This is a genomic window from Mucilaginibacter sp. L3T2-6, assembly GCF_030519355.1.
Lineage (GTDB): Bacteria > Bacteroidota > Bacteroidia > Sphingobacteriales > Sphingobacteriaceae > Mucilaginibacter.
Genome location: NZ_JAUMKC010000010.1, coordinates 1 through 21,316, shown reverse-complemented (window position 1 = coordinate 21,316; position 21,316 = coordinate 1). Strand labels below are relative to the sequence as shown.

Here is a 21,316-nt window from a genome sequence, read left to right as displayed (position 1 = left end):
TTTAGATTGATTATTTAATATTTCTGTTAATTTAGCCCTGCCAATTAATTAAACTATGACTGATATTTCCCCTGCCAAAGCCCAACGAAATGCAATCTTTCTGGTAGTTGTAGCATCTTTGGGTTACTTTGTTGACATCTATGATTTGCTTATATTTTCTATCGTACGGATAAGCAGCCTGAAAGAAATAGGCGTAACCAGCGCTGAAATGCTAAAAGAAAAAGGGGAATTTATATTAAGCATACAGATGTTCGGGCTGCTGCTGGGTGGATTGCTTTGGGGCATTTTGGGCGATAAGCTTGGCCGTATAAAGGTTTTATTTGGGTCGATACTCCTATATTCCCTGGCAAACTTTGCTAACGGATTAGTGCATGATGTTAATACTTATGCCATTATTCGCTTTATTGCAGGTTTGGGGCTTGCAGGCGAATTAGGGGCAGGTATAACGCTGGTAAGCGAGACATTGAGCAAAGAAAACAGGGGTTACGGTACGATGATAGTTGCCGTTATTGGTTTGTTCGGTGCAACAGCGGCATTTTTTGTTGCAAAAGAAGGCTGGCGGAACGCATACTTTGTTGGCGGGGGCCTGGGCATCGCACTGCTGCTGCTGCGTATCGGTACATTCGAATCGGGAATGTTTAAAAATGTGGAGAGAAGTACTGTATCGCGGGGTAATATATTACTGCTGTTTAACAATTGGGAAAGGTTTAAGAAATACATATTCTGCATACTGATAGGCGCGCCGTTATGGTACGTTGTAGGTGTGCTTATAAGCTTTTCGGACAGATTTGGTGCAGCATTGGGAGCAAAGGTTCCGATTAGCCCAGCCGATGGTGTGTTTTACTCATATATCGGCATAGCTATTGGCGATATATTTGCTGGTTTGCTGGCGCAGGTTACCAAATCACGGAAGCTGACAATGGTAGTTTTCCTCATAATTTCGATGTTGAGTGTGGTGCTTTACCTGCGCTCAGAAGGCATAACCCAGCAACAATTCAGATGGCTGGCATTTTTCATGGGCTGCACAGTGGGCTATTGGGCTACCTTTGTAACTATTGCTTCTGAACAATTTGGCACCAATATACGTGCTACAGTCACCACTACAGTACCTAACTTTGTACGCGGATCTCTCATTCCCATTATTGCCGTTTTTAACCTGTTCGAAAAAAGCTATGGCATACTGGCGAGCGGCTACATTATGATGGGTATTTTAACCTTAATTTCCTTGCTGTCACTCAGTCAGTTAAAGGAAACCTTTGGCAAAGATTTGAATTATGTTGAAATAAGTTAATGCTGTTGTGTGATTGCAGAGTCTTTAATAGTTGTAGACATAGGAGCCAGCTAACCTCGCAGGAATTCTCTAACTTCAGTCAAACTTAATAACCATTAAAAACCAACCATTACAACACTTACAACTATTACAACTAACTTCGCCCCGATGATTACAAAAGAGCAAATAGCTGCCGATTACCAGACCATACAGGAAGAGATTTGTGCTGCGCTGGAGCAATGCGATGGTATAGCAAAGTTTGAAGAAGAAGTATGGGAACGCGAGGGCGGCGGCGGCGGTCGCACACGTGTTATTCAAAACGGTAACGTATTGGAAAAAGGTGGCGTTAATTTCTCGGCGGTGTACGGACAGCTTCCGCAGACCATGAAAAAGGCGCTGAATGTGGAGCACGACGAGTTTTTTGCTACAGGGGTTTCGATAGTCATCCATCCTAATCACCCCATGGTGCCGATTATTCACATGAATATCCGGTATTTCGAAATGCCGTCGGCACAGCACCCGGAGGAACCGTTACGCTGGTTTGGCGGCGGGATAGACCTTACACCTCACTATGTAGTCGACGGCGATGCGCAATATTTTCATGCCTATCTAAAATCGGTTTGCGATAAGTATAATGCTGACTTTTACAGCCGTTTTAAAACGTGGGCTGATGACTACTTTTTTATTAAGCATCGCAACGAAACGAGGGGGGTAGGAGGTATCTTTTATGACCGGTTAACTGCCAAGGAAGGTATCACATGGGAAACCATATTTGAATTCTCAAAAACACTCGGCCGCTCGTTCGCACCAATCTATACAGAACTGGTTAATCGAAATCGCGACACACCGTTTACAGAAGAGCAGCAAAACTGGCAATATATCCGCCGGAGCCGTTATGCCGAATTTAACCTGGTTTATGATGCAGGAACAAAGTTCGGGCTCGAAACAAATGGGCGTATAGAATCGATATTAATGAGCTTACCGCCGACTGCGAAGTGGATTTATAACTATCAGCCTGACCCTGGCAGCGCCGAGGAAAAGACATTAACGCTGCTGAAAAAGGGAATCAATTGGGTTGACGCAGGTCATTAAGATTTCTATTAAAAAATGAAGACGAAAGTAATTTATAAACTGGGCGGCCTGCTGATATTAAGCATAATTGTATCATCGTTCGATGATGTTAAAACACTTAAAGGCAAATGGGAGTATGCGGGGGATATCTTCAACGGCAAAGCCGAAGGCGCGCCAACGGAATATACCCTTGAGCGGCGGTTCACTAAAGATAAATTTGAGTCCTTCTTACTTGAAAAGGGAGAAAAACCGCAAAAATATGAAGCGGGTGAGTATTCGTTAGAGGCTGACACGTGTTACCAAACGCAGACATTCAGCGCACAGGACTCACAGTTGCTGAATATCCGGATAAAATACAAATACACGATCGTAAACGATACGCTCACCCTTAGCACTACGCTGCCGAATGGTAACAAGGTGACCGAGTTTTGGAAAAAGAAGTGATTTAACTTGAAGGCGCAGAGGCAATTTATCGTTCCGGATACATCCATTTTGCCCATTTTCGGACTTCACTGACTATCCCGGCTTTACTGACTTCTTTCCACTTCTCCACAGCAGATTTGTTACCAACATTCGGGGAAAAAGCCATAAATTTTCTTAACTTCGCCCGTTGTTTAAAACTACATTTTTAAACATACCGAACTGAGAAGAATCTACAGGAAAAAACAATGGCCGAAGAAACAGGAAACGGAACCCCACAAACACCAGAAGACAGAATAATTTCGATAAATATTGATGAAGAAATGCGGTCAGCCTACATTGACTATTCAATGTCGGTTATCGTATCAAGGGCTTTGCCGGATGTGCGCGATGGTTTAAAACCGGTACACAGGCGCGTACTATATGGCATGCTCGACCTTGGCCTTAGCAACAACAAACCCTATAAAAAATCAGCCCGTATAGTAGGAGAGGTGTTAGGTAAATATCACCCCCACGGCGATACGTCTGTCTACGATGCGATGGTGCGTATGGCCCAGGAATGGAGTCTTCGCTACCCTTTTGTTGAAGGACAGGGAAACTACGGGTCCATCGACGGCGATGAACCTGCGGCAATGCGTTATACAGAGGCAAGGCTGGAGAAGATCGCTGAAGAGATGCTGGCCGATATCAACAAAGACACCATTGACTTCCAGCTGAATTTTGACGACTCGCTTGAAGAGCCGACCGTTCTGCCTGCAAAATTCCCTAATCTTTTAGTTAATGGTGCATCAGGTATCGCGGTAGGTATGGCTACGAACATGGCGCCGCACAACCTTACTGAGGTTGTTAACGCTACGCTGGCTTACATCGATGACCGTGATATTACTATTGACGGTCTGATGCAGCACATTAAAGGTCCTGACTTCCCAACCGGGGCGATCATATATGGCTTTGACGGCGCACGCCAGGCATTTGAAACAGGGCGGGGCAGAATTGTAATCCGCTCACGCGCTGAAATTGAGGTATATAACAATGACCGCGAACGTATCATTGTGTCAGAGATTCCTTACCAGATCAACAAGGCGCTGATGATTGAGCGCACCGCCGAGCTGATCAATGATAAAAAAATAGAAGGTATTTCGGCCATAAGAGATGAATCGAACCGGGAGGGTATTCGTGTTGTTTACGAGATAAAACGCGATGCAAACGCAGCCATCGTTCTGAATAACTTATATAAATACACCGCGCTTCAAACATCTTTCAGCATTAATAACATTGCGCTTGTACACGGCAGGCCGATGCTGCTGAACCTGAAAGACCTGATACACCACTTTGTTGAACACCGCCATGAAGTAGTTATCCGCCGTACGAAGTTTGAACTTGCAGAAGCTGAAAAGCGTGCCCACATACTGGAGGGCTTACTGATCGCGCTTGATCATCTTGACGAAGTGATCAGGCTGATAAGAGCTTCGAATACGCCGGATGACGCCCGCGAAGGCTTAATAACTCAATTCGGTTTGACCGATATACAGGCCCGTGCGATACTTGATATGACCTTGCGCCGGTTAACCGGACTGGAGCGCGATAAGATAAAGGACGAGTATGAAAGCTTAATGAAGCTGATAGAGCATTTAAAAGCCATACTTGGTGACGAAGGCATGCGAATGCAGATCATTAAAGATGAGCTTACCGAGATAAAAGATAAGTACGGCGATGAACGCAAAACCGAGATGGTGCATTCATCGGCCGAAATGAACACCGAGGATTTTATTGAGGATGAAGACGTTGTGATCACCATTTCGCGCGAAGGCTACATCAAGCGTACTCCCCTTACCGAGTACCGCAGGCAGGGCAGGGGCGGCAAAGGCGCCATAGGCAGCAACAGCCGCGATGCGGACTTTATAGAACACCTGTTAATAGCATCCAACCATAACTATATGTTGTTCTTTACGGAGTCTGGCCAGTGTTTCTGGCTAAGGGTGTTCGAAATTCCGGAAGGAACACGTACCTCGAAAGGAAGGGCTATTCAGAATATCATCAATATACCAAAAGAAGAAAATATTAAAGCCTACCTGAAGCTGATCAGCCTTAAGGATAAAGAATACCTGGAGAATAACTTTATTATTATGTGTACCAAAAAAGGTACCATTAAGAAAACCTCTCTCGAAGCATATTCGCGTCCGCGTGCAAATGGCATCAACGCTATCAACATCAATGAAGGCGATTCCCTGCTGGAAGCGACGATCACCACTGGCAGCAGCGAGATTGTTATGGCGCTGAAATCAGGACGTGCAATCAGATTTAATGAGTCGACTGTAAGGCCGATGGGACGTACAGCCACCGGCGTTCGCGGCATTACGCTTGACAGCGAAGATGATGAAGTTGTAGGCTTAATAAGCGTTGACAACCCGGAGACAACAGTTCTGGTTGTATCTGAGAAGGGCTACGGCAAACGTACCGATATCGATGATTATCGTGTAACTAACCGTGGCGGTAAAGGTGTTAAAACATTAAATATTACCGAAAAAACCGGAAAACTTGTTGCCATAAAAGGTGTTACTGATAAGGAAGACCTGATGATTATCAACAAATCGGGTATCATTATCCGGATTGCTGTAAGCGAATTGCGTACCATGGGACGGGCTACGCAGGGCGTGAGGCTGATTACACTTAAGGGAGATGATGAAATAGCATCAGTTGCAAAAATTGAGCATGACGAGGATGAGGAAATTGCGGAAGCGATATCAGAGAATGAATTGGAAGCATCCGCTCAGAGTGCACCTGAATCAACCGACGAAGAAATCAGCCTTGACCCGTTGAAAGATACAGACAATACGGGTGCGGATACTGACGAAGATTCGTTAAGTGATGAACCAAAAGAATAATGAATGAATTACCGTAAATTCATATTACCTGTTATAATTGTCTCTTTTAGCGCTTCTTCGGCTTTTTGCCAGTCTGAAGTGCTTAAGGGCGTGGTGAATAGCCTGGCATTTTACAAGCAAAAGAAGGATTTGAAGTACCTGGCAGCTGCAAAAAAGTCAGTCGACAGCCTGATCACTACAAAATCGGATTCTGCTGATGTACAAAAGGGAGTGTACAGGGCAGTAGTAAATTCAAGCATATTATATATTGATTCGCTCAATAAATTGAATCAGCCGGCGAATTTCTTATCGCAGACTACGAATCTTATTGATCAGTTGTCGGCCAACAGAAAAGCTTTCAAATACCAGTCGGAGATTGGTTATGCAAAAAGATGTTTGGCTAACGTTTACATCCGCAATGCATTTGGCTATGTAAACAAAACGGACTTCAATAATGCATTACAGCTGTTTTTGACCGCTAAAAAATATGCGCCGGGCTTTAAACCATTAAATGCTTACATAGCTTATTCCAATAATAAGCTTGGCAATATGCGCGAGGCTGCAAAGTATTACACGAATTTGGTAAACAGCGATACTACCAAGTTGGAATATGTACAGGAGGCATCAAACAATTACAAATTGTTGGGCGATACGTCGGCAGCGTTAGCCGTTATTAAAAAAGGGCGCAAGCTGTTACCTGCTGATAAAACACTTTTGCTGGATGAGGCTAATATCTACGCGAACCGAAAAGACTACCACTCCTTAGCGCCATTGTTACCTGCATTACTTGATAATAATCCGAATAACGCCGATATTGCATTTGTTGCAGCTGTTTGTTACGACCATTTAAACCAATACGACAAAGCAGAGTCATTATACCTGCATTCCATTGAGTTAAATAACTCGGCGTATGACCCGATATTTAACCTTGGACTATTGTACTTGAAAGAAGCGGCGAAAAAGCAGGAGAGGGGTAATACTCCCGATAATAAACGTGCAGCTCAATGGTTGGAAAAGGCTAATGAGATATCGCCGAATAACACCAACTGCCTGCAAATGTTACAATTAGCCTATGCACAGGCGGGGGATTCGGAGGAAACTGATAGGGTAACCAATAAATTAAAACAAATAACCAATCAATAGCAAACTATGAAAATCAAACTTTTGATGACGTGTCTTTTGGGGATGGCTTCTGTTGCTGCTTTCGCACAAAAAGGGGAGCTGAAAGATGCCCAAAGCAATTACGACACATATTCCGGCCTGCGCGGACAGAAAGTAGCAGCAATACAAACTAAAGCTAAGGCGAGCCTCAATGATGCTAAAACGTCGATAGATAAAGCATCTGCGAACGAAAAAACGGCAAATTTGCCTCAGACTTTTGCTTTAAAAGCGGCGATTTACGCTTCCTTAGCAACTGAAGATACCGTAGCAACTACGTCTGCGCCATTATTTGCTACAGCAGATGAAGCTATCAAAAAGGCAAAAGAACTGGATACCAAAGGGGAAAATAAGAAACTTATTGACGATGCAAACCTGAACCTGGCGCAATATAAACTTAACGCCGGGGTGAAAGACTATCAGAATAAGAAATTCGAAGATGCCTACAAAGAATTTGATTATTACCGTACTGCGCTGCCTGATGACACAAACGCAATGTATTACACAGCACTGGCGGCCAGCAATGCAGCAGAAGCCACAAAGGATAATAAATATTATCAACTGGCCCTTAACAATTATGGTAAACTGGTCAACACCAAATATTCAGGCAATTCGAAAGTATATCTGGATATGTCGTCGATATACCTGTTAATGAAGGACACAAGCAATGCGTTGAAGGTAACAGGGGAAGGTATCGCCAAATACCCTTCGAGTTCGCCGTTACGCAAAAGAGAAATTGAAATTGCTCTGCAGTCGGGTAAAGCGAATGACGTTTTGAGTAAAATACAAACCGCTATAGCCGCCGATCCTAAAAACAAGGACCTTTATTACTACCAGGGTTTAACCTACGTACAGGTGGCTGACGCTCAAAACGCAAAAGCTGCAAAAGACAAAGACGCAGCCGCTAAAACCGCTGACCATAATGCTGCATTAGAAGGGTACAATAAAGCTGCTGATTCATATAAAAAGGCCCTCGAAATAGATCCGGACTATTTTGAGGCTAACATGAACCTCGGTTATGTTTTAATGCGTCCTGCGCTCGACATTTATAACGAAGCGCAATCGCTGCCTGCAAGCAAGCAAAAGGAATACGATGCGGCAATGACTAAATCAAACACCATGCTTGACGTGGCAAAGCCATATCTGCAAAAGGCTGTTGATTTAAAACCAAATGACCGCGACGCTTTGACAAACCTTAGAAGCTACTACAGGGCAAAGTCCGATCCTGCTCATGCAGCAGAGTATAAAGCAAAAGCAAATGAATTAAAACAAAAGATTGATGCCTTACAATAGGGGCCATCTTTAATAAAATATGGAGGAGGATTTTAATATCCTCTTTCTTTTTAAAATATTACTTAACATAATGTTAATTATGTGAATAATAAATGTTTTTAACTTATTCAGTTTATATCTTGATTTGTCGGCGCGGGCTCATCTTTTCCAGGCAGGTCCATTTAATAAAAAAACATCCTTAAACTTGTTTAAATATCTAATACTTTGGAAAATGGATTTAAAAATTAAAAACAAAATTGCGCTGGTAACGGGTTCGACAGCAGGCATCGGTTACGCAATTGCGGAAACATTGGCAAATGAAGGCGCTGAAGTTTTTGTAAATGGCCGCACGAGTGAGCGTGTTAACCAGGCGGTGGAAAACCTGATCAAGAAAACCGGCAATAAAAATATCAAAGGTCTGGCAGCGGATTTTGCCAATGTGAGCCAGATTAACCAATTGATTGGACAACTACCAGAGGTTGATATACTGGTAAATAATGTGGGAATTTTTGAACCCAGGGAGTTTACCGCAATCCCGGATGAGGACTGGTTTAAATTTTATGAAGTAAATGTTTTGAGTGGCGTCCGTCTTTCAAAAGCTTATTTTGATAAGATGCTGAAAAAAAATTGGGGCCGTATAATCTTCGTTTCAAGTGAGTCCGCATTACAAATACCTGAAGAAATGATTCATTATGGTATGACTAAAACAGCCCAGATTGCTGTCGCGCGCGGTCTTGCTGAGCTCACAAAAGGTACAAATGTTACCGTCAATGCCGTACTGCCGGGTCCTACTTTTTCTGAAGGCGCAGGAACATTTGTTAAAGATATGGCTGCTCAAAAAAATATTACTGTAGATGCGATGGAAAAAGAATTCTTCAAAACTGCAAGACCTACGTCAATCCTTCAGCGATTTATAACCCCTGAAGAAATTGCAAATATGGTTGCTTATGTAGCCAGTGATTTATCAATAGCTACTAATGGTGCTGCCATCAGAGCAGACGGTGGCTTAGTGAAAAGTCCGTTCTGAGTTTATAAGAGACTTACGAAATTTTTATAAATTTCGTAAGTCTTGTTTAGAAGTTTACCGGAAATTAATGATGTGTGGTATCCTTCATCATTGTGTCTTTTTTCATACCGGTATCCTTTTTCATGGTATCAGTTGTCATCGGCCTTACAGTTGCGCTGTCTTTTTTGGTAGTATCGCTCCCGCTGGTGTTTTTCGATGAACTACAGCCGGTAGTTATCGCGCCAATCATCCCTGCAATTAGCGCAAACGTTAAAATTTGTTTTTTCATAGGTCCGTATCTCATTTTCATTTAAGTGTTTATGGATAACACTAAAACTTTCTTCGTTGTTTGTGAAATTTTCGGTATTCGAAAAATTGCGTTAAATAGCACAGAACTTATTTTAGAAAGATTTAGCTCAAAACCAATGATTTTCGTGACGGCTAATCAAAAAATTACCCCTGCCCAACATATCAGTCGGCCTTAGTCAGCAAAATTTTTCGATATTTAAAGGCGATGGTTTTGGGAGCTTGTACTCCCCTATTTTGTTAAGATCATAAAAATGTACACTGTAATCAACGATGAAGCCTTTGAAAAACAAGGCTTTCAAATATCAACTGATAAGAAATTACTCGACCGGGAGCTAATTTATAACTACCTTGATAAAGAGTCATATTGGGCACAGGGCATCCCGCGGGAACGTGTGGAAATATCTATTGAAAATTCGCTTTGTTTCGGCATTTTTCACGGTCAGGAACAGGCCGGATTTGCCCGGGTGATAACCGATAAGGCTACGTTTGTGTATCTTTGTGATGTTTTTGTGCTTACCAAATACAGGCGTTTAGGATTATCAAAATGGCTGATACAAACAATTGTGCGACACCCTGAACTACAAGGCCTGAGACGCTGGTCATTAGCTACAGCAGACGCACACGGATTATATAAGCAGTTCGGATTTACTGAATTATCAAAGCCGGCAGCTTGGATGGAAATTCATCATCCATACCGGCCTGCAAAAAAAGAGGGAGATGGAACATGAATTTGAAAAGATTGATTTTTGAAGGTGAAGGCGTTTCACTCGACTTTAAAAAAACCATAACGAGTTGCGAGAAAATAGCCCGCACCATGGTCTCGTTTGCTAATAATAAAGGCGGGAAGCTGTTAATCGGCGTGGCCGACGATGGTACGATCAAAGGTGTAAAATCAGAAGATGAAGAGCGTTATATGATTACAAAGGCGGCTCTTTTTTTTGCACGTCCGGCCCTTGAACCGATTTTTGAAGAAGTGTATGTCGATGATAAATTGGTGCTGATTGCTGAGATTGAGCAAAGCAATATGAAACCGCATTATGCGCTGGCAGAAGATGGCAAGTGGTGGGTGTATGTGAGAGTTAAAGACAAAAGTGTACTGGCGAGCAAAATCGTGGTTGATGTACTTAAACGCTCGTCAGATAATGAAGGCGTACTGATAACTTACTCGACTAACGAAAAAACACTGCTCGAACATCTTGACAAAACAGACCGTATTACAATAAAAGAATGTTGCCAGTTATTGAATATCGGGCGCAAAAAAGCGCAAAAGCTTTTGGTTGATCTGATATTATCAGGTGTAGTCCGGATAAATACCACTGAAAAAGAAGAATTCTATACCGCGGCGTAGTTATCGTCTCATTTTTGCTGCTGCTCTGGAAGCTTCCCTATCTTTATAAAACCGCTAACAGTTAATTTGCGGTTCTTAATCAAAAAAACCGATCTCTGCTCACTTAATATGCCCCTTTATCATAAATACAAGCCGCACTACCGGGACAACCTGAAACTGGCCATACCTGTGGTAATATCGCAGGTGGGGCACACACTTGTGCAGTTTGCAGATAGCGTTATAGTAGGTCATTTTGCTGGTACTATAAGTCTTGCTGCGGTCGCGCTTGCCACCAACATATTTAGCGTGGTGATTGTGATCGGCCTGGGTATTTCCTACGGTTCAACGCCCTTGATAGCCCAGTTGAATGGCCGTAGCGACTACAATGAATGCGGCAAGTTGCTTTCCAATAGCCTGTTTATTAATATTATCTGCGGGCTCCTGCTGTTTGGCATTACATTAACCGTGGCGTTTTTCTTGTTGCCTGATCTGCATCAAACCCCGGAAGTAGTGCGGCAGGCCGAGCCATTTTTAATGTTGCTGGGCTTATCCGTTATACCTATGATGATATTCAACACCTTCAAGCAATTTGCCGAGGGGCTTGGTTTCACTAAACAGGCTATGCTGATTTCAATATGGGGTAACATCATCAATATTATTTTAGGGGTAACATTTGTAAAAGGATTATTCGGAATCCCTCCTATGGGTGTTAAAGGTGTAGGCTACAGTACCCTTATTGACCGAACAATAATGGCGTTAGCGATGGGATTTTATATATTTAAATCAGCGCGATTTAAAAAATACCTGAAGAGCTTTGTTCTGCGTCGGATCAGTCGTTCAAGGGCGGTGCAGATATTACGCATCGGCGCACCGGTGGCCCTGCAATACACATTTGAGATAAGCGCCTTTACCGGGGCAGCAATCCTGATCGGTACTATTGGCTATCATGAGCAAGCCGCGCACCAGGTGGCTATCAACCTGGCCTCCATGACTTATATGATGGCAAGCGGGCTTTCAGCTGCGGCGGCCATCAAAACAGGGAATTATTTCGGCGCTAATGACCATGCAGGCTTGAGGCATTCGGCTATATCAAGCTATCATATTGTTTTGGCTTTTATGTTTATCACAGCCTGTATTTTTACCCTTGGCAATCATTTGCTGCCCTTAATGTATACAACAGATAAAATTGTTATCGATATTGCAGGGCAGCTGCTTATCATCGCAGCGTTGTTTCAGCTGTTTGACGGCGCCCAGGTTGTAGGCCTCGGTATATTACGCGGCATGGGTGATGTAAATATTCCTACCGGGATAACGTTTATCGCCTATTGGGTGATCGGCCTGCCAATTGGCTACCTGTTGGGCATGAAGCTGGGATTCGGCGCCACAGGTATATGGTATGGGCTGGTGCTCGGACTGATGGCATCTGCAATCCTTCTGTTTGTTCGCTTCCAGTTTATCAGCAAAAAACACCGGTCGGCAACCATAAGCCGGCTTTGATTATTCATAACCGTTTTTTAACAGGATGGCGCCACCTGGTTCGAAATGTATCGATAAAATATGATCTTGATTATCAATTATCTTAGCTTTGTTTTTTGAAGCGGTTGCCCATGTCTTAAATGGTAGCTTAAGCTTTGCTAACCCGCCTTTTTCAGAGGTTATTTTTATTTCTGATACCTGCCCGTTTTCTTTTTTTGCGCTTACAAGGAATGCACCTTCGGCTCTGAGTGTATGAAAGGAAATATCGGTCCACGATGCCGGTACCGCAGGAAAAACTTCTATAAAGCCGGCGTAACTCTGCAGCAGCATTTCCTGCAGGCCAGACGCAAATGCAAAGTTCCCTTCAAGGGTAAACGGACGGTAGGTAAATTTTGAATATCCGGATTTGGTCTGGTCGCCATTTAAATGAAAGCTATTTATCGAGCAAAACGCTTTAGAGAATATCTCCAGATCTTTTGCCGCTCCTTCGCCATCCTTGGCGCGTGCTTTTAAACTTGCCAGCCACGAGTACGAGTATCCGCACCAATAAGCAGGGCCAACGCTATCCAGCAAATGGATCGTGTTTTTTATGATTGACCTTGATCCAGCACCATCCTCCCATTTTATTAAACCGAGCGGATAGATTGCCATTGCGTTAGAAAAATGCCTGTGAGATTGATTATAAGCCATTGTGGGCGCAAACATCAGCTCATTGTTTTTTGTGAGCGCAAAATCGCCAAACTGAGCGTAGATTTTACTCCAATGATCGGCCGCATGTGACAAACCAAGTTCCTTAGCTAATTCAGCAGCGGCATGAAAAGTAAATTTCATCAAAGAGAGGTCATAATTGGTATTGTCAGGAAACCAGGCGCTTAGGCTGTTATCGTTAATCTCAGGACTCGAACTCATGGGCAGTTTTCTTTTCCCATTGCTATCAATAACGGTAATATTTTCAAGAAACGTCGCGACGTCCTTTATCCAGGGATACGCCCTCTTTTTAAGAAAATCTTTATCCATGCTATACCGCCATTGCAGATAGTAGTGTTGCCCCAACCATGAAGACACTGTTGGTGATAATGAATATTGAATCCATCCGCCCATTTCGGCGCCGTGCAGTGTGGTTACGCCAGGCACAGCAAGGCCCGGCTCATTAAAGTACATTTTGGTGTAACGCAGGTAATTTGCCTTATTAGCATCCAGGTGGTCTAAATACCCCATACCTTCTTCAAGGTGATTGCCGCTGTAAGATGGCCAATAGCTTAACTGGGTATTCAGGTCATGATGGTAATCTCCCTTCCAGGGCGGTATACGGCCGTTGTCGGCGGTCCACACGGCTTGGAGAGAAATTGGCGGTGCCCCCCTCCTGGCCACAGAGCCAAATTTGTATTGCTCAAGGTACCATTGCTTTTCGATCAGGCGATCCGGCACATGCAGCGATGACTTGCTCCAAAATGTTTTCCACCATAATTGGTGTGACATGAAATTTGCATCAGAATTTTGTTGCAGCGCAGCAGATGTAACAGAACCAGCTGCGGGTGCTGCTGCGCTATTTTCCTGGTGCGAACTGATACTCCAGGCTCCATCAATTACGTTACCGGTTCTTTTCCATCGTACATTCACTTCATAGCTGAAACCGCCCCATCCCTCCTGCCTGTAAGTTATACTATTCCCGCGTCGCCTTACAGAGCCTTGCTTATAGCCTAATTTGGACAGATCATCCCCGACCAACGAGTTTACTTCACCCTTTGTTGGCGGCGCCTGGTATAATGGCGGGATCAATTCAGGTGTGAAATTTCCGGCAACATTTTCAAATCTGAACCAACCAAAAGGTTTCGTAGCATGAATATATGTTTTTAATAATGTTCCGTTTATCCACCTAACCTCGCACTGGGCGGTGTTTATATCCAGGTGAACAGATTTAACCTTTCCCCATCCTTTAGTATCAAACTCCAAACCGGCGCCCGGTATTTTCGACGGGGCTGGTTCTGCATCATAAGGTTCATCAAAGTACTTTTGCACCTGGCTGTAGTTCGTTTTCTTTTGAACCTGCTCATAAACCCATTGGTAACTGAATTCCTTTCGGTGCAAACCCTTCATCGGGCGTTCATCCCAAAGGTCAGCCCGGTCGAGGGAGAAGCGGAGATGATCCTGCTTTTGCCAGATCAAAGCACCAATCGTGCCGTTGCCAAGGGGAATTGCCTCGTCCCAGCGGGTAGCCAAAGTGTCGAATTGCAAATTGTGAGATTGTGATTGCGCAAAGCCAATTGTGCCTTGCAAGGCAAAAAAGAACAGAAATGTTAATTGAATAAATCTTTGCATCAAACTGTAAATCTTCTAGTTATCATTACAATATATTTGACCGCTGATCTGCGAAATCATCCTTCAACGGGTAGGATCTCAAAAATCAAAAGAACAACTCATCAGCCAGCCGGAACGTATTGCAATGCGCTTCAACGATATCTTTTATATCCGGCGAATATCCGCCGCCCATACTTACCTGCACCGGGATTTTGTGCATTAGGCATTGTTCAAAAACTATGCGGTCACGTTCTTTACATCCGTTTTTAGTCAGTGCCATCTTGCCAAGCTTATCAGACGCGAGTATATCAACGCCTGCAAGATAAAATATAAAATCCGGTTTTCGCTGACTTATCAGGCGCGGCAAAGTTTCTTTAAGTAAAGCCAGGTACGCGGCATCGCCGGTACCATCGGCCAGCGCTAAATCCAAATCAGACCTTTCCTTTCTGAATGGAAAATTATTAGCGCCATGCATCGAGAAAGTAAACACCACCGGGTTGTTTTCAAAAATTTGGGCAGTGCCATTGCCCTGATGCACATCTAAATCTATTATTAAAATAGAGTGAGCTAATTTATTATTTAACAGATAATTAGCTGCAATCGCTTGGTCGTTTAACAGGCAGAAACCCTCTCCCCAATTAGTGCCGGCATGATGCGTGCCCCCGGCTACATTAAATGCTATACCCGACTCTTTTGCGTAATGACAACCTTCAATAGTTCCTCTTGCGATACGTATTTCGCGCTCCACCAACTTTGCAGACAAGGGGAAGCCAGTGCGTCGTTGCTCTTTCGGCGGGAGCGTTAAATCACGCAGCTGATGCCAGTAACTTTTGTCATGTGTCAGCAGGATAGTTCCCACATCCAGCATCCCCGGCGAGAACAGGTTTTCTGGTTTTATTACGCCCTCATGTAATAGCTGCTCCGGTATCAGCTCATACTTCAGCATCGGGAAGCGATGCCCCTCAGGCAAAGGATGAGCATAGATGGGGTCGTAGGCTATTTTGAGATTGGTCATGTTTAGCGGTTAGTGATTAGCTGATTAGAGGTAAATTATTGTAAAACCGGCTTTTTCCTAATCTCTGGCCTCTAATCTACCGCCACTGCTCCCGCCAATATTTGCCCGAACGCATACACCTGGGAAAAACTGTTGTAAAGCGGAACGGGACTGATACGAATTACATTCGGTTCGCGCCAATCGCCGATAACCCCGTGATCAGTCAGGTAATTGAAAGTTGCCTTTGCATTTTGCTTGCAAACTATGGAAAGCTGGCAGCCGCGGGCTTGTTTGTCCCCCGGCGTGATAATTTTGAAAAGGTCGTCGCCATTGGCGGCGTTAACTTCGCCGATAATAAACTCCAAATAGCCCGTCAGCGCTTCGCTTTTCTTTCGCAAGGGTTGGATACCGCCTGCCTCTTCAAAAATGTCCAGAGCGGCCTTATGCAAGGCCAGGAGCATAACCGGACTGGTACTTACCTGCCAGCCTGCCGCACCTTTGTCAGCTTCAAAGTCGTGCGGCATCAAAAAACGCTTGTCCTCCCTGTGTCCCCACCAGCCCGCAAAGCGGTGCAAACTGTCATCGTTGAAATATTTTTCGTTTACAAAAATGCCGCTGATGCCGCCGGGGCCCGAGTTCATGTATTTGTAGGAGCACCAGCAGGCAAAGTCGACATCCCAATCGTGCAGCTTCAGCACTACGTTGCCGGCTGCATGAGCCAAATCAAAACCTGCATAGGCGCCTGCAGCATGCGCCCCTTTCGTAATCGCTTCTATATCGAAAAACTGCCCGGTGTAATAGTTTATACCGCCGAAAAGTACCAATGCCAGTTCGTCTTTATTTTTTTCGATGGTTTCAAGTATATCTTCGGTACGTAAGATTTCTTCGCCCTCGCGTGGAAAGATTTCGATGATCGCTTCTTTCGGGTCATACCCATGAAACCTGGCCTGGCTGGCTAAAGCGTACTGGTCTGAAGGAAAAGCGCCGCCTTCCATTATAATTTTAAATCTTTTGTTTGTTGGTTTATAGAAACTTACAAGCAGCAAATGAAGATTAACTGTAAGCGAGTTCATCACAGAAACCTCCTCGCTTTTAGCGCCAACAATGTCAGCAAGCGTCTGTGTTAGTTTTTTATGATACCCCAGCCATGGATCGTTGCCGACGAAGAATCCTTCGATAGCCAGGTCTTTCCAGTTGTCGAACTTTTGGCCGGCATAATCCCGTGAAGTTACAGGCTGAAGTCCCAGTGAATTACCGCAAAAATAGATTACGTCTTTCCCTTTGTGTTTTGGCACTAAAAATTTATTGCGGAAGTTTTTCAAAGGGTCCTGGTCATCCATCTGATGAGCAAATTCAGGCGTGTTCTGGTAGTTCATGCAACAAATATTGGAAATATTTACCGATAAACTTCAACCTATCACGATGCTCCAGGGCACGGCGAAGGGCTAAATGTAACCGGGTAGATGGGCAAAAGCCACTTAGCCCGTAACTAAAATACCCCAATAAACGGGCATAATTCGTTTTGCCTGTAACAAAAAAGTGGTAAAAAACGGGCAAACGACGTTTTGCCTATCTACAAATGTTTACCTTGAACGCCTCAGAACCATTATGCCCGTTCGGTATAAAAACAGTGTTTTAGCTATTATTATGACTAAAACTTAACTCATTTGTTAACATTTTGTCGTTTTAAAGGCCTGAAAATCCTGTGAAAAGACTATTTTGACAAAGCAGCCGCCCCAACCCGATGATGAGTAGATTGTCTAAGGTTTATCGCCATCTAAAATACTACTTTTAACGCGGATATCGCTGACATAAGTTTGTCACTACCGCGCAATCGCTTTTTTAGGCAGGGCGGCTAAGAGGTTCATCACATGGAGAGCCCAGGGAGATAAACAGACAGTTTAACCGTTAATTTATGCCTTGACTTTAAGCCCGGCCTGTCATACATGAGTTTATTTATTAGGCTTACTTACGTACTGATTTCCTTTTAAATAAAACCGGTACGGCAGCAACGCGTCTTCCCCTGCATAATCAACACCTACTCGTGGAACCACGGCAATTTCTTCGTCAGGAAAAGAAAGCCCGCGGTCTTCGATCCAGATCGTGTCTCCGGTTAAGTCAAAGGCATTAATGGCTCGGGAAACTCCCAGGGCTTTTGCAACCGAACCCGGCCCCATCGTGATCGTCGGTTTTAATACCGGCATGTTACGACGGCTCTGCATTGTCTCCAATCCTTCAGTCGGATGCACAGCTCTTACAAGAATTGCGTGTGGAGTACCTTCTTCCGCCACTACAATATTGAACATTTCATGAATGCCATAACAGAGATAGACATAGGCTACCCCACCTTGCATAAACATGGTTTTGGTACGAGGGGTAAGCCTGTTACCATAGGCATGTGATGCTTTGTCAATAGCGCCATTATAAGCTTCTGTTTCAACGATGTATCCCCCGGTAAGTATACCATCTATACAGGTGAACAGATATTTGCCGATCAGGTCGCGGCTTAGTGTAACTACGTCTGTGCTATGGTAATATGACGAGGGTAATTTCATTCAGCGAGGATATTTTTAAGAATAGCATTGACCTCATCCGCCCGGTCGAATATCATGAGGTGCGTACCGCCGGGAATTACTATAGCGTTTTTGATCCTTTTATAATTGAAGACCCTGTCCCTGTCGCCTGTTATGGTGTACGTATCCGGAAGCACGATTTTGTTATCGAAATACAATACCGCCCGCATTGCCCACTTAATAAATGTTGGGGATGATCTTTGGAGCATGTCTATAAACAATTCTTCCTGCTCCTTTTTCATCTTGCCAAATATATACCGGATTAGGAAACCGAACTTAGTTATCAATTTGCCCGGCACGAGTTTGTAAATACCAGTGTATTTGAAAAACGAAAAATACCCGGGCGCTTCATCAATAGTTTTAATACTGGATATGAGGATCGTCTTCTTCAGTGGCAGGATTTTAGATATTTCCATTGCCAGCATTCCGCCCAGCGAATTGCCAATTACAATTGACAGCGGAGACATATCATAATGTAAGATAAGCTTTTGTGCGTATGTTTTTAAAGTATCTGTTTCATCCGGTTCTATCCAGTCGAGTTTGATCACCTCGTGGTCTTCTATGACAATGTTGCTATATGCCCGGCTGTCTGCGCCAAGACCCGGTATCAGATACGCCTTACTCATTAAAGTCAATGAGTTCTATAATCTGCTGCAGATATTTAGCATCGGTGTCGTCAAATTGGTTCAATTTGTCAGCATCCACATCAAGTACACCTGCCACTTTACCGCCCTTAAAAATCGGCAGCACTATTTCTGATTTGGACAGCGAGCTGCAGGCGATATGCCCCGGGAATGCATCCACATCCGGAACGATCAATGTTTCTTGCTGTTGCCATGCAGCTCCGCAAACGCCCTTACCTAAGCCAATTCGGGTACATGCCACCGGCCCTTGGAACGGGCCAAGCACCAGTTCGTTACCCTTTACAAGATAAAAACCAACCCAAAACCATTTGAATTGCTCTTTAAGAGCAGCGCAAATATTAGCCAGGTTTGCTACTAAATCGGGTTCGCCCATCAGCAGGGCTTCTATTTGCGGAATCAGCGACTGATATTGTTCCGCCTTGTTGGTTGAGGTTATGATATTTAAATCTTCTGCCATAGTACAAAAATAGGTAAGCGCTTTAAATAGTTAATAAGGCCAATCTCATATTTAATGTTTTATTTAGCAGGATTAATAATTACCAGCATGAGAATCATCGCAGAACTCCCCCATCCCGATTTCAAAATATCCATCCTGAATATGAACCGCAAGTTTATCGTAAAGATCGAGCAGGGGGCTTTTGAGCAAACTTACAAAGTTGCAGAAGCCGACCTGATGGACGGTGTAAACAGCGTTTTTGAATTGCTGGACGAGGCATTTTTGAAAACGGTTTCAAGCCGCTTCGAGGAAATGCGCGGAGACTTCGGACAGGCGTATGATCGCTACAACTAAATATATATAATTAATTGTATTATAGCGTATTATACATTAAATAACCTTTAAACAAAATAAAATTTGGCCAAATAACACTTCTTTAAAGGTCAATTGATCAGCTATTTAAATCGGAATTTTTCTTTTTATGAAATAAAAAATTGACTATCAAATTATTATGATGAAATAAAAATCTTCGCCAAATAAAATTTGGGGCCTATTTAAACCAAATAAATGGAAAGTCAGGCCAAAATCAGGTCTTGGTACCAAAAACCTGAAAGCTTATCGTCACCCGGAGAATCGCTGTTATCTCTATCCGTTTTGGGAGCGGTGTAAACCTTAAACACCTTCTCACCCAGCCTGTATTTTATTTCACTTTTAAAGATGGGGCCGCTAAAAGCAAAAGTGTGAAACTCGCCGTTTTCGCCACATACATCAATGTCCGGCGGCAGTGTTTTGATTAACCCGGGACTTAGCTCCTGCCCTGCTATCCTGCCTAATTTTTCCTGCGTACAGGCTATCACGGTACCGAAACCCAAATCAAAAAATTCTTTTATCAATTCACGGGTGTCACGTTTCCATAAAGGATAAATGCCTGTCAGACCGGCCTCTGTTAAACGCCGATCACGGTAACTTTTTAAATCTTCCAAAAAGATGTCGCCAAAGATGGAATGCGTAATTCCTTCTGATTTAAAAAACTCCACGTGATGCCGCATGGCGTTATCGTAAGTTTCCATATCGGGCATTTCGGGCAGGCGAACCTGGTATAGAGGAATACCGATACTTTCTGCCTGACGGATTAAAAGTTCAACCCTGACACCGTGCATCGATATTCTGTCAGCGGCATCATTAATAGTAGTAACCAGATACCTGACATCAATTTCAGGATCTTGAAGACAATGGTACAGGGCCAGGCTGCTGTCCTTGCCGCCGCTCCAGTTCATTATTGCTTTTTTTGATTTCATTTTTCTGATTTCACCGGCTTGAAAATCATGTTTCGCGATTGGTTGACTTTTTAAGTGCTCAAGATAGTATGCCGTTTACCAATTTGAATTAGCGTAATCAGCAGTATCTCCGAATTATTCTTCGTTCAACAACCGCGTAACCAGTGTCACAACGCCTATGCTGGCTTTCTCCTCAATTTTGATATAAGAACTGTCTCTGTTCATATAAGGAATTTTCGGGTCGACAATATATTTTGGTGTATCACGGGGGACATAGTCTACCAATCCGGCCGCCGGGTAAACAGCCAGTGATGATCCCACCAGGATAAAAATATCCGCTCCGGTGCAGATCCTTGCCGCCTTCCCGATCATTGGCACAGCCTCGCCAAACCATACTACGTGGGCACGCAATTGTGAACCGAGCTCGCACTTCTCTCCCATCTTTATTTCCCATCCGTCAATCGGATAGGTTAGGCTGGGATTTTTGCTGGATTGCGAACGGGTAATAATGCCATGCAGGTGCACCACATTGGTAGAGCCGCCGCGCTCATGCAGGTCGTCGATGTTTTGGGTAATGACCGTTACCTCGTATTTCTCTTCAAGTTTTGCCAACGCGATGTGTGCTGCGTTGGGTTGCGCCTCAAGCACTGATTTGCGGCGCTCATTATAGAAATTCTGTACCAGCTCCGGATTCCGGCGCCACGCTTCGGGCGTGGCCACATCCTCTATATTAAATCCCTCCCACAGTCCATCGCTGTCTCTAAAGGTCTTTAATCCGCTCTCGGCACTGATACCGGCACCGGTTAGCACTACGATCTTTTTCATAATTTTTCTCATAAAGACCATCGAGTAGAGGGCGAAACTTTTATTCGTTTCACCGCTCTCTCACACCACCGTACGTACGGTTCCGTATACGGCGGT

General features: G+C 43.9%; 20 protein-coding genes. 11 read left to right on the top strand and 9 right to left on the bottom strand.

Annotated features, from left to right (window positions below; all coding sequences use genetic code 11):
* The first annotated feature begins 55 nt into the window (after positions 1–55).
* The 7 genes from Q3W13_RS12530 to Q3W13_RS12500 all read left to right on the top strand — a co-directional run bounded on the left by Q3W13_RS12530 (position 56) and on the right by Q3W13_RS12500 (position 9,082).
* A complete protein-coding gene (locus Q3W13_RS12530; protein WP_302864337.1) occupies positions 56–1,291 on the top strand; it encodes an MFS transporter in 1,236 nt (411 codons plus the stop codon).
* Between the two features lie 147 nt (positions 1,292–1,438).
* The gene (gene hemF, locus Q3W13_RS12525; protein WP_302864335.1) at positions 1,439–2,362 is read left to right on the top strand and encodes an oxygen-dependent coproporphyrinogen oxidase; all 924 of its coding nucleotides are present in this window, start codon (positions 1,439–1,441) and stop codon (positions 2,360–2,362) included.
* A gap of 15 nt (positions 2,363–2,377) precedes the next feature.
* Positions 2,378–2,785, top strand: coding sequence for a hypothetical protein (locus tag Q3W13_RS12520; protein WP_302864333.1), 408 nt, complete (start codon positions 2,378–2,380; stop codon positions 2,783–2,785).
* Positions 2,786–3,009: 224 nt separating this feature from the next.
* The gene (gyrA, locus tag Q3W13_RS12515; RefSeq protein WP_302864331.1) at positions 3,010–5,646 is read left to right on the top strand and encodes a DNA gyrase subunit A; all 2,637 of its coding nucleotides are present in this window, start codon (positions 3,010–3,012) and stop codon (positions 5,644–5,646) included.
* Between the two features lie 3 nt (positions 5,647–5,649).
* Complete coding sequence (locus Q3W13_RS12510) at positions 5,650–6,768, top strand: lipopolysaccharide assembly protein LapB (protein WP_302864329.1); 1,119 nt, start codon at positions 5,650–5,652, stop codon at positions 6,766–6,768.
* A gap of 6 nt (positions 6,769–6,774) precedes the next feature.
* On the top strand, positions 6,775–8,076 hold the full coding sequence (locus tag Q3W13_RS12505) for a tetratricopeptide repeat protein (RefSeq protein WP_302864328.1): 1,302 nt from the start codon (positions 6,775–6,777) through the stop codon (positions 8,074–8,076).
* A gap of 211 nt (positions 8,077–8,287) precedes the next feature.
* Complete coding sequence (locus tag Q3W13_RS12500) at positions 8,288–9,082, top strand: SDR family NAD(P)-dependent oxidoreductase (RefSeq protein WP_302864326.1); 795 nt, start codon at positions 8,288–8,290, stop codon at positions 9,080–9,082.
* Between the two features lie 64 nt (positions 9,083–9,146).
* On the opposite strand, the gene Q3W13_RS12495 is transcribed toward Q3W13_RS12500, so the two are convergent.
* The gene (locus Q3W13_RS12495) at positions 9,147–9,350 is read right to left on the bottom strand and encodes a hypothetical protein (RefSeq protein WP_302864325.1); all 204 of its coding nucleotides are present in this window, start codon (positions 9,348–9,350) and stop codon (positions 9,147–9,149) included.
* A 271-nt stretch (positions 9,351–9,621) separates the two neighbouring features.
* Here Q3W13_RS12495 and Q3W13_RS12490 point away from each other — a divergent pair, with 271 nt between their 5' ends.
* The 3 genes from Q3W13_RS12490 to Q3W13_RS12480 all read left to right on the top strand — a co-directional run bounded on the left by Q3W13_RS12490 (position 9,622) and on the right by Q3W13_RS12480 (position 12,194).
* Entirely contained in the window at positions 9,622–10,098 is a 477-nt protein-coding gene (locus Q3W13_RS12490) for a GNAT family N-acetyltransferase (protein ID WP_302864324.1), read from the top strand.
* Positions 10,095–10,718 (top strand): helix-turn-helix domain-containing protein, encoded by a 624-nt coding sequence (locus Q3W13_RS12485; RefSeq protein WP_302864322.1) that lies wholly within the window; start codon positions 10,095–10,097, stop codon positions 10,716–10,718. Before Q3W13_RS12490 ends, Q3W13_RS12485 begins: the two co-directional genes overlap by 4 nt.
* A gap of 108 nt (positions 10,719–10,826) precedes the next feature.
* A complete protein-coding gene (locus Q3W13_RS12480; RefSeq protein ID WP_302864321.1) occupies positions 10,827–12,194 on the top strand; it encodes an MATE family efflux transporter in 1,368 nt (455 codons plus the stop codon).
* Here the strand turns inward: Q3W13_RS12480 and Q3W13_RS12475 are convergent, their stop codons facing one another.
* From Q3W13_RS12475 to Q3W13_RS12450, 6 genes are all read right to left on the bottom strand, one after another.
* Complete coding sequence (locus Q3W13_RS12475) at positions 12,195–14,492, bottom strand: glycoside hydrolase family 95-like protein (protein ID WP_302864320.1); 2,298 nt, start codon at positions 14,490–14,492, stop codon at positions 12,195–12,197.
* 85 nt (positions 14,493–14,577) lie between these two features.
* A complete protein-coding gene (locus tag Q3W13_RS12470) occupies positions 14,578–15,486 on the bottom strand; it encodes a histone deacetylase (protein WP_302864318.1) in 909 nt (302 codons plus the stop codon).
* Between the two features lie 71 nt (positions 15,487–15,557).
* Entirely contained in the window at positions 15,558–16,841 is a 1,284-nt protein-coding gene (gene kynU, locus Q3W13_RS12465; RefSeq protein ID WP_302864317.1) for a kynureninase, read from the bottom strand.
* 576 nt (positions 16,842–17,417) lie between these two features.
* Positions 17,418–18,020 carry a DNA-3-methyladenine glycosylase gene (locus tag Q3W13_RS12460; protein ID WP_302864316.1) on the bottom strand — a complete coding sequence of 201 codons (603 nt, stop codon included), beginning with the start codon at positions 18,018–18,020 and terminating at the stop codon, positions 17,418–17,420.
* The gene (locus Q3W13_RS12455; protein ID WP_302864315.1) at positions 18,017–18,664 is read right to left on the bottom strand and encodes an alpha/beta fold hydrolase; all 648 of its coding nucleotides are present in this window, start codon (positions 18,662–18,664) and stop codon (positions 18,017–18,019) included. Before Q3W13_RS12455 ends, Q3W13_RS12460 begins: the two co-directional genes overlap by 4 nt.
* Entirely contained in the window at positions 18,657–19,139 is a 483-nt protein-coding gene (locus Q3W13_RS12450; protein ID WP_302864313.1) for a GAF domain-containing protein, read from the bottom strand. The genes Q3W13_RS12455 and Q3W13_RS12450 overlap by 8 nt, the downstream gene beginning before the upstream one ends.
* An 87-nt stretch (positions 19,140–19,226) precedes the next feature.
* On the opposite strand from Q3W13_RS12450, the gene Q3W13_RS12445 reads away from it, so the two are divergent.
* Positions 19,227–19,472, top strand: coding sequence for a hypothetical protein (locus Q3W13_RS12445; RefSeq protein WP_302864311.1), 246 nt, complete (start codon positions 19,227–19,229; stop codon positions 19,470–19,472).
* A 221-nt stretch (positions 19,473–19,693) separates the two neighbouring features.
* Here the strand turns inward: Q3W13_RS12445 and Q3W13_RS12440 are convergent, their stop codons facing one another.
* On the bottom strand, positions 19,694–20,416 hold the full coding sequence (locus Q3W13_RS12440) for a diphthine--ammonia ligase (RefSeq protein WP_302864309.1): 723 nt from the start codon (positions 20,414–20,416) through the stop codon (positions 19,694–19,696).
* Positions 20,417–20,530: 114 nt separating this feature from the next.
* Positions 20,531–21,220 (bottom strand): Sir2 family NAD-dependent protein deacetylase, encoded by a 690-nt coding sequence (locus Q3W13_RS12435; protein ID WP_302864308.1) that lies wholly within the window; start codon positions 21,218–21,220, stop codon positions 20,531–20,533.
* Positions 21,221–21,316: the final 96 nt, after the last annotated feature.

Bases quoted from the DNA above. Each gene is read 5' to 3' on its own strand.
- Q3W13_RS12460 (WP_302864316.1), bottom strand. From the start codon at position 18,020: ATGAAATTACCCTCGTCATATTACCATAGCACAGACGTAGTTACACTA.
- Q3W13_RS12450 (WP_302864313.1), bottom strand. From the start codon at position 19,139: ATGGCAGAAGATTTAAATATCATAACCTCAACCAACAAGGCGGAACAA.
- Q3W13_RS12485 (WP_302864322.1), top strand. From the start codon at position 10,095: ATGAATTTGAAAAGATTGATTTTTGAAGGTGAAGGCGTTTCACTCGAC.
- gyrA (WP_302864331.1), top strand. From the start codon at position 3,010: ATGGCCGAAGAAACAGGAAACGGAACCCCACAAACACCAGAAGACAGA.
- Q3W13_RS12490 (WP_302864324.1), top strand. From the start codon at position 9,622: ATGTACACTGTAATCAACGATGAAGCCTTTGAAAAACAAGGCTTTCAA.
- Q3W13_RS12445 (WP_302864311.1), top strand. From the start codon at position 19,227: ATGAGAATCATCGCAGAACTCCCCCATCCCGATTTCAAAATATCCATC.
- Q3W13_RS12530 (WP_302864337.1), top strand. From the start codon at position 56: ATGACTGATATTTCCCCTGCCAAAGCCCAACGAAATGCAATCTTTCTG.
- Q3W13_RS12440 (WP_302864309.1), bottom strand. From the start codon at position 20,416: ATGAAATCAAAAAAAGCAATAATGAACTGGAGCGGCGGCAAGGACAGC.
- kynU (WP_302864317.1), bottom strand. From the start codon at position 16,841: ATGAACTACCAGAACACGCCTGAATTTGCTCATCAGATGGATGACCAG.
- Q3W13_RS12495 (WP_302864325.1), bottom strand. From the start codon at position 9,350: ATGAAAAAACAAATTTTAACGTTTGCGCTAATTGCAGGGATGATTGGC.
- hemF (WP_302864335.1), top strand. From the start codon at position 1,439: ATGATTACAAAAGAGCAAATAGCTGCCGATTACCAGACCATACAGGAA.
- Q3W13_RS12455 (WP_302864315.1), bottom strand. From the start codon at position 18,664: ATGAGTAAGGCGTATCTGATACCGGGTCTTGGCGCAGACAGCCGGGCA.
- Q3W13_RS12435 (WP_302864308.1), bottom strand. From the start codon at position 21,220: ATGAAAAAGATCGTAGTGCTAACCGGTGCCGGTATCAGTGCCGAGAGC.
- Q3W13_RS12500 (WP_302864326.1), top strand. From the start codon at position 8,288: ATGGATTTAAAAATTAAAAACAAAATTGCGCTGGTAACGGGTTCGACA.
- Q3W13_RS12475 (WP_302864320.1), bottom strand. From the start codon at position 14,492: ATGCAAAGATTTATTCAATTAACATTTCTGTTCTTTTTTGCCTTGCAA.
- Q3W13_RS12505 (WP_302864328.1), top strand. From the start codon at position 6,775: ATGAAAATCAAACTTTTGATGACGTGTCTTTTGGGGATGGCTTCTGTT.
- Q3W13_RS12470 (WP_302864318.1), bottom strand. From the start codon at position 15,486: ATGACCAATCTCAAAATAGCCTACGACCCCATCTATGCTCATCCTTTG.
- Q3W13_RS12480 (WP_302864321.1), top strand. From the start codon at position 10,827: ATGCCCCTTTATCATAAATACAAGCCGCACTACCGGGACAACCTGAAA.
- Q3W13_RS12510 (WP_302864329.1), top strand. From the start codon at position 5,650: ATGAATTACCGTAAATTCATATTACCTGTTATAATTGTCTCTTTTAGC.
- Q3W13_RS12520 (WP_302864333.1), top strand. From the start codon at position 2,378: ATGAAGACGAAAGTAATTTATAAACTGGGCGGCCTGCTGATATTAAGC.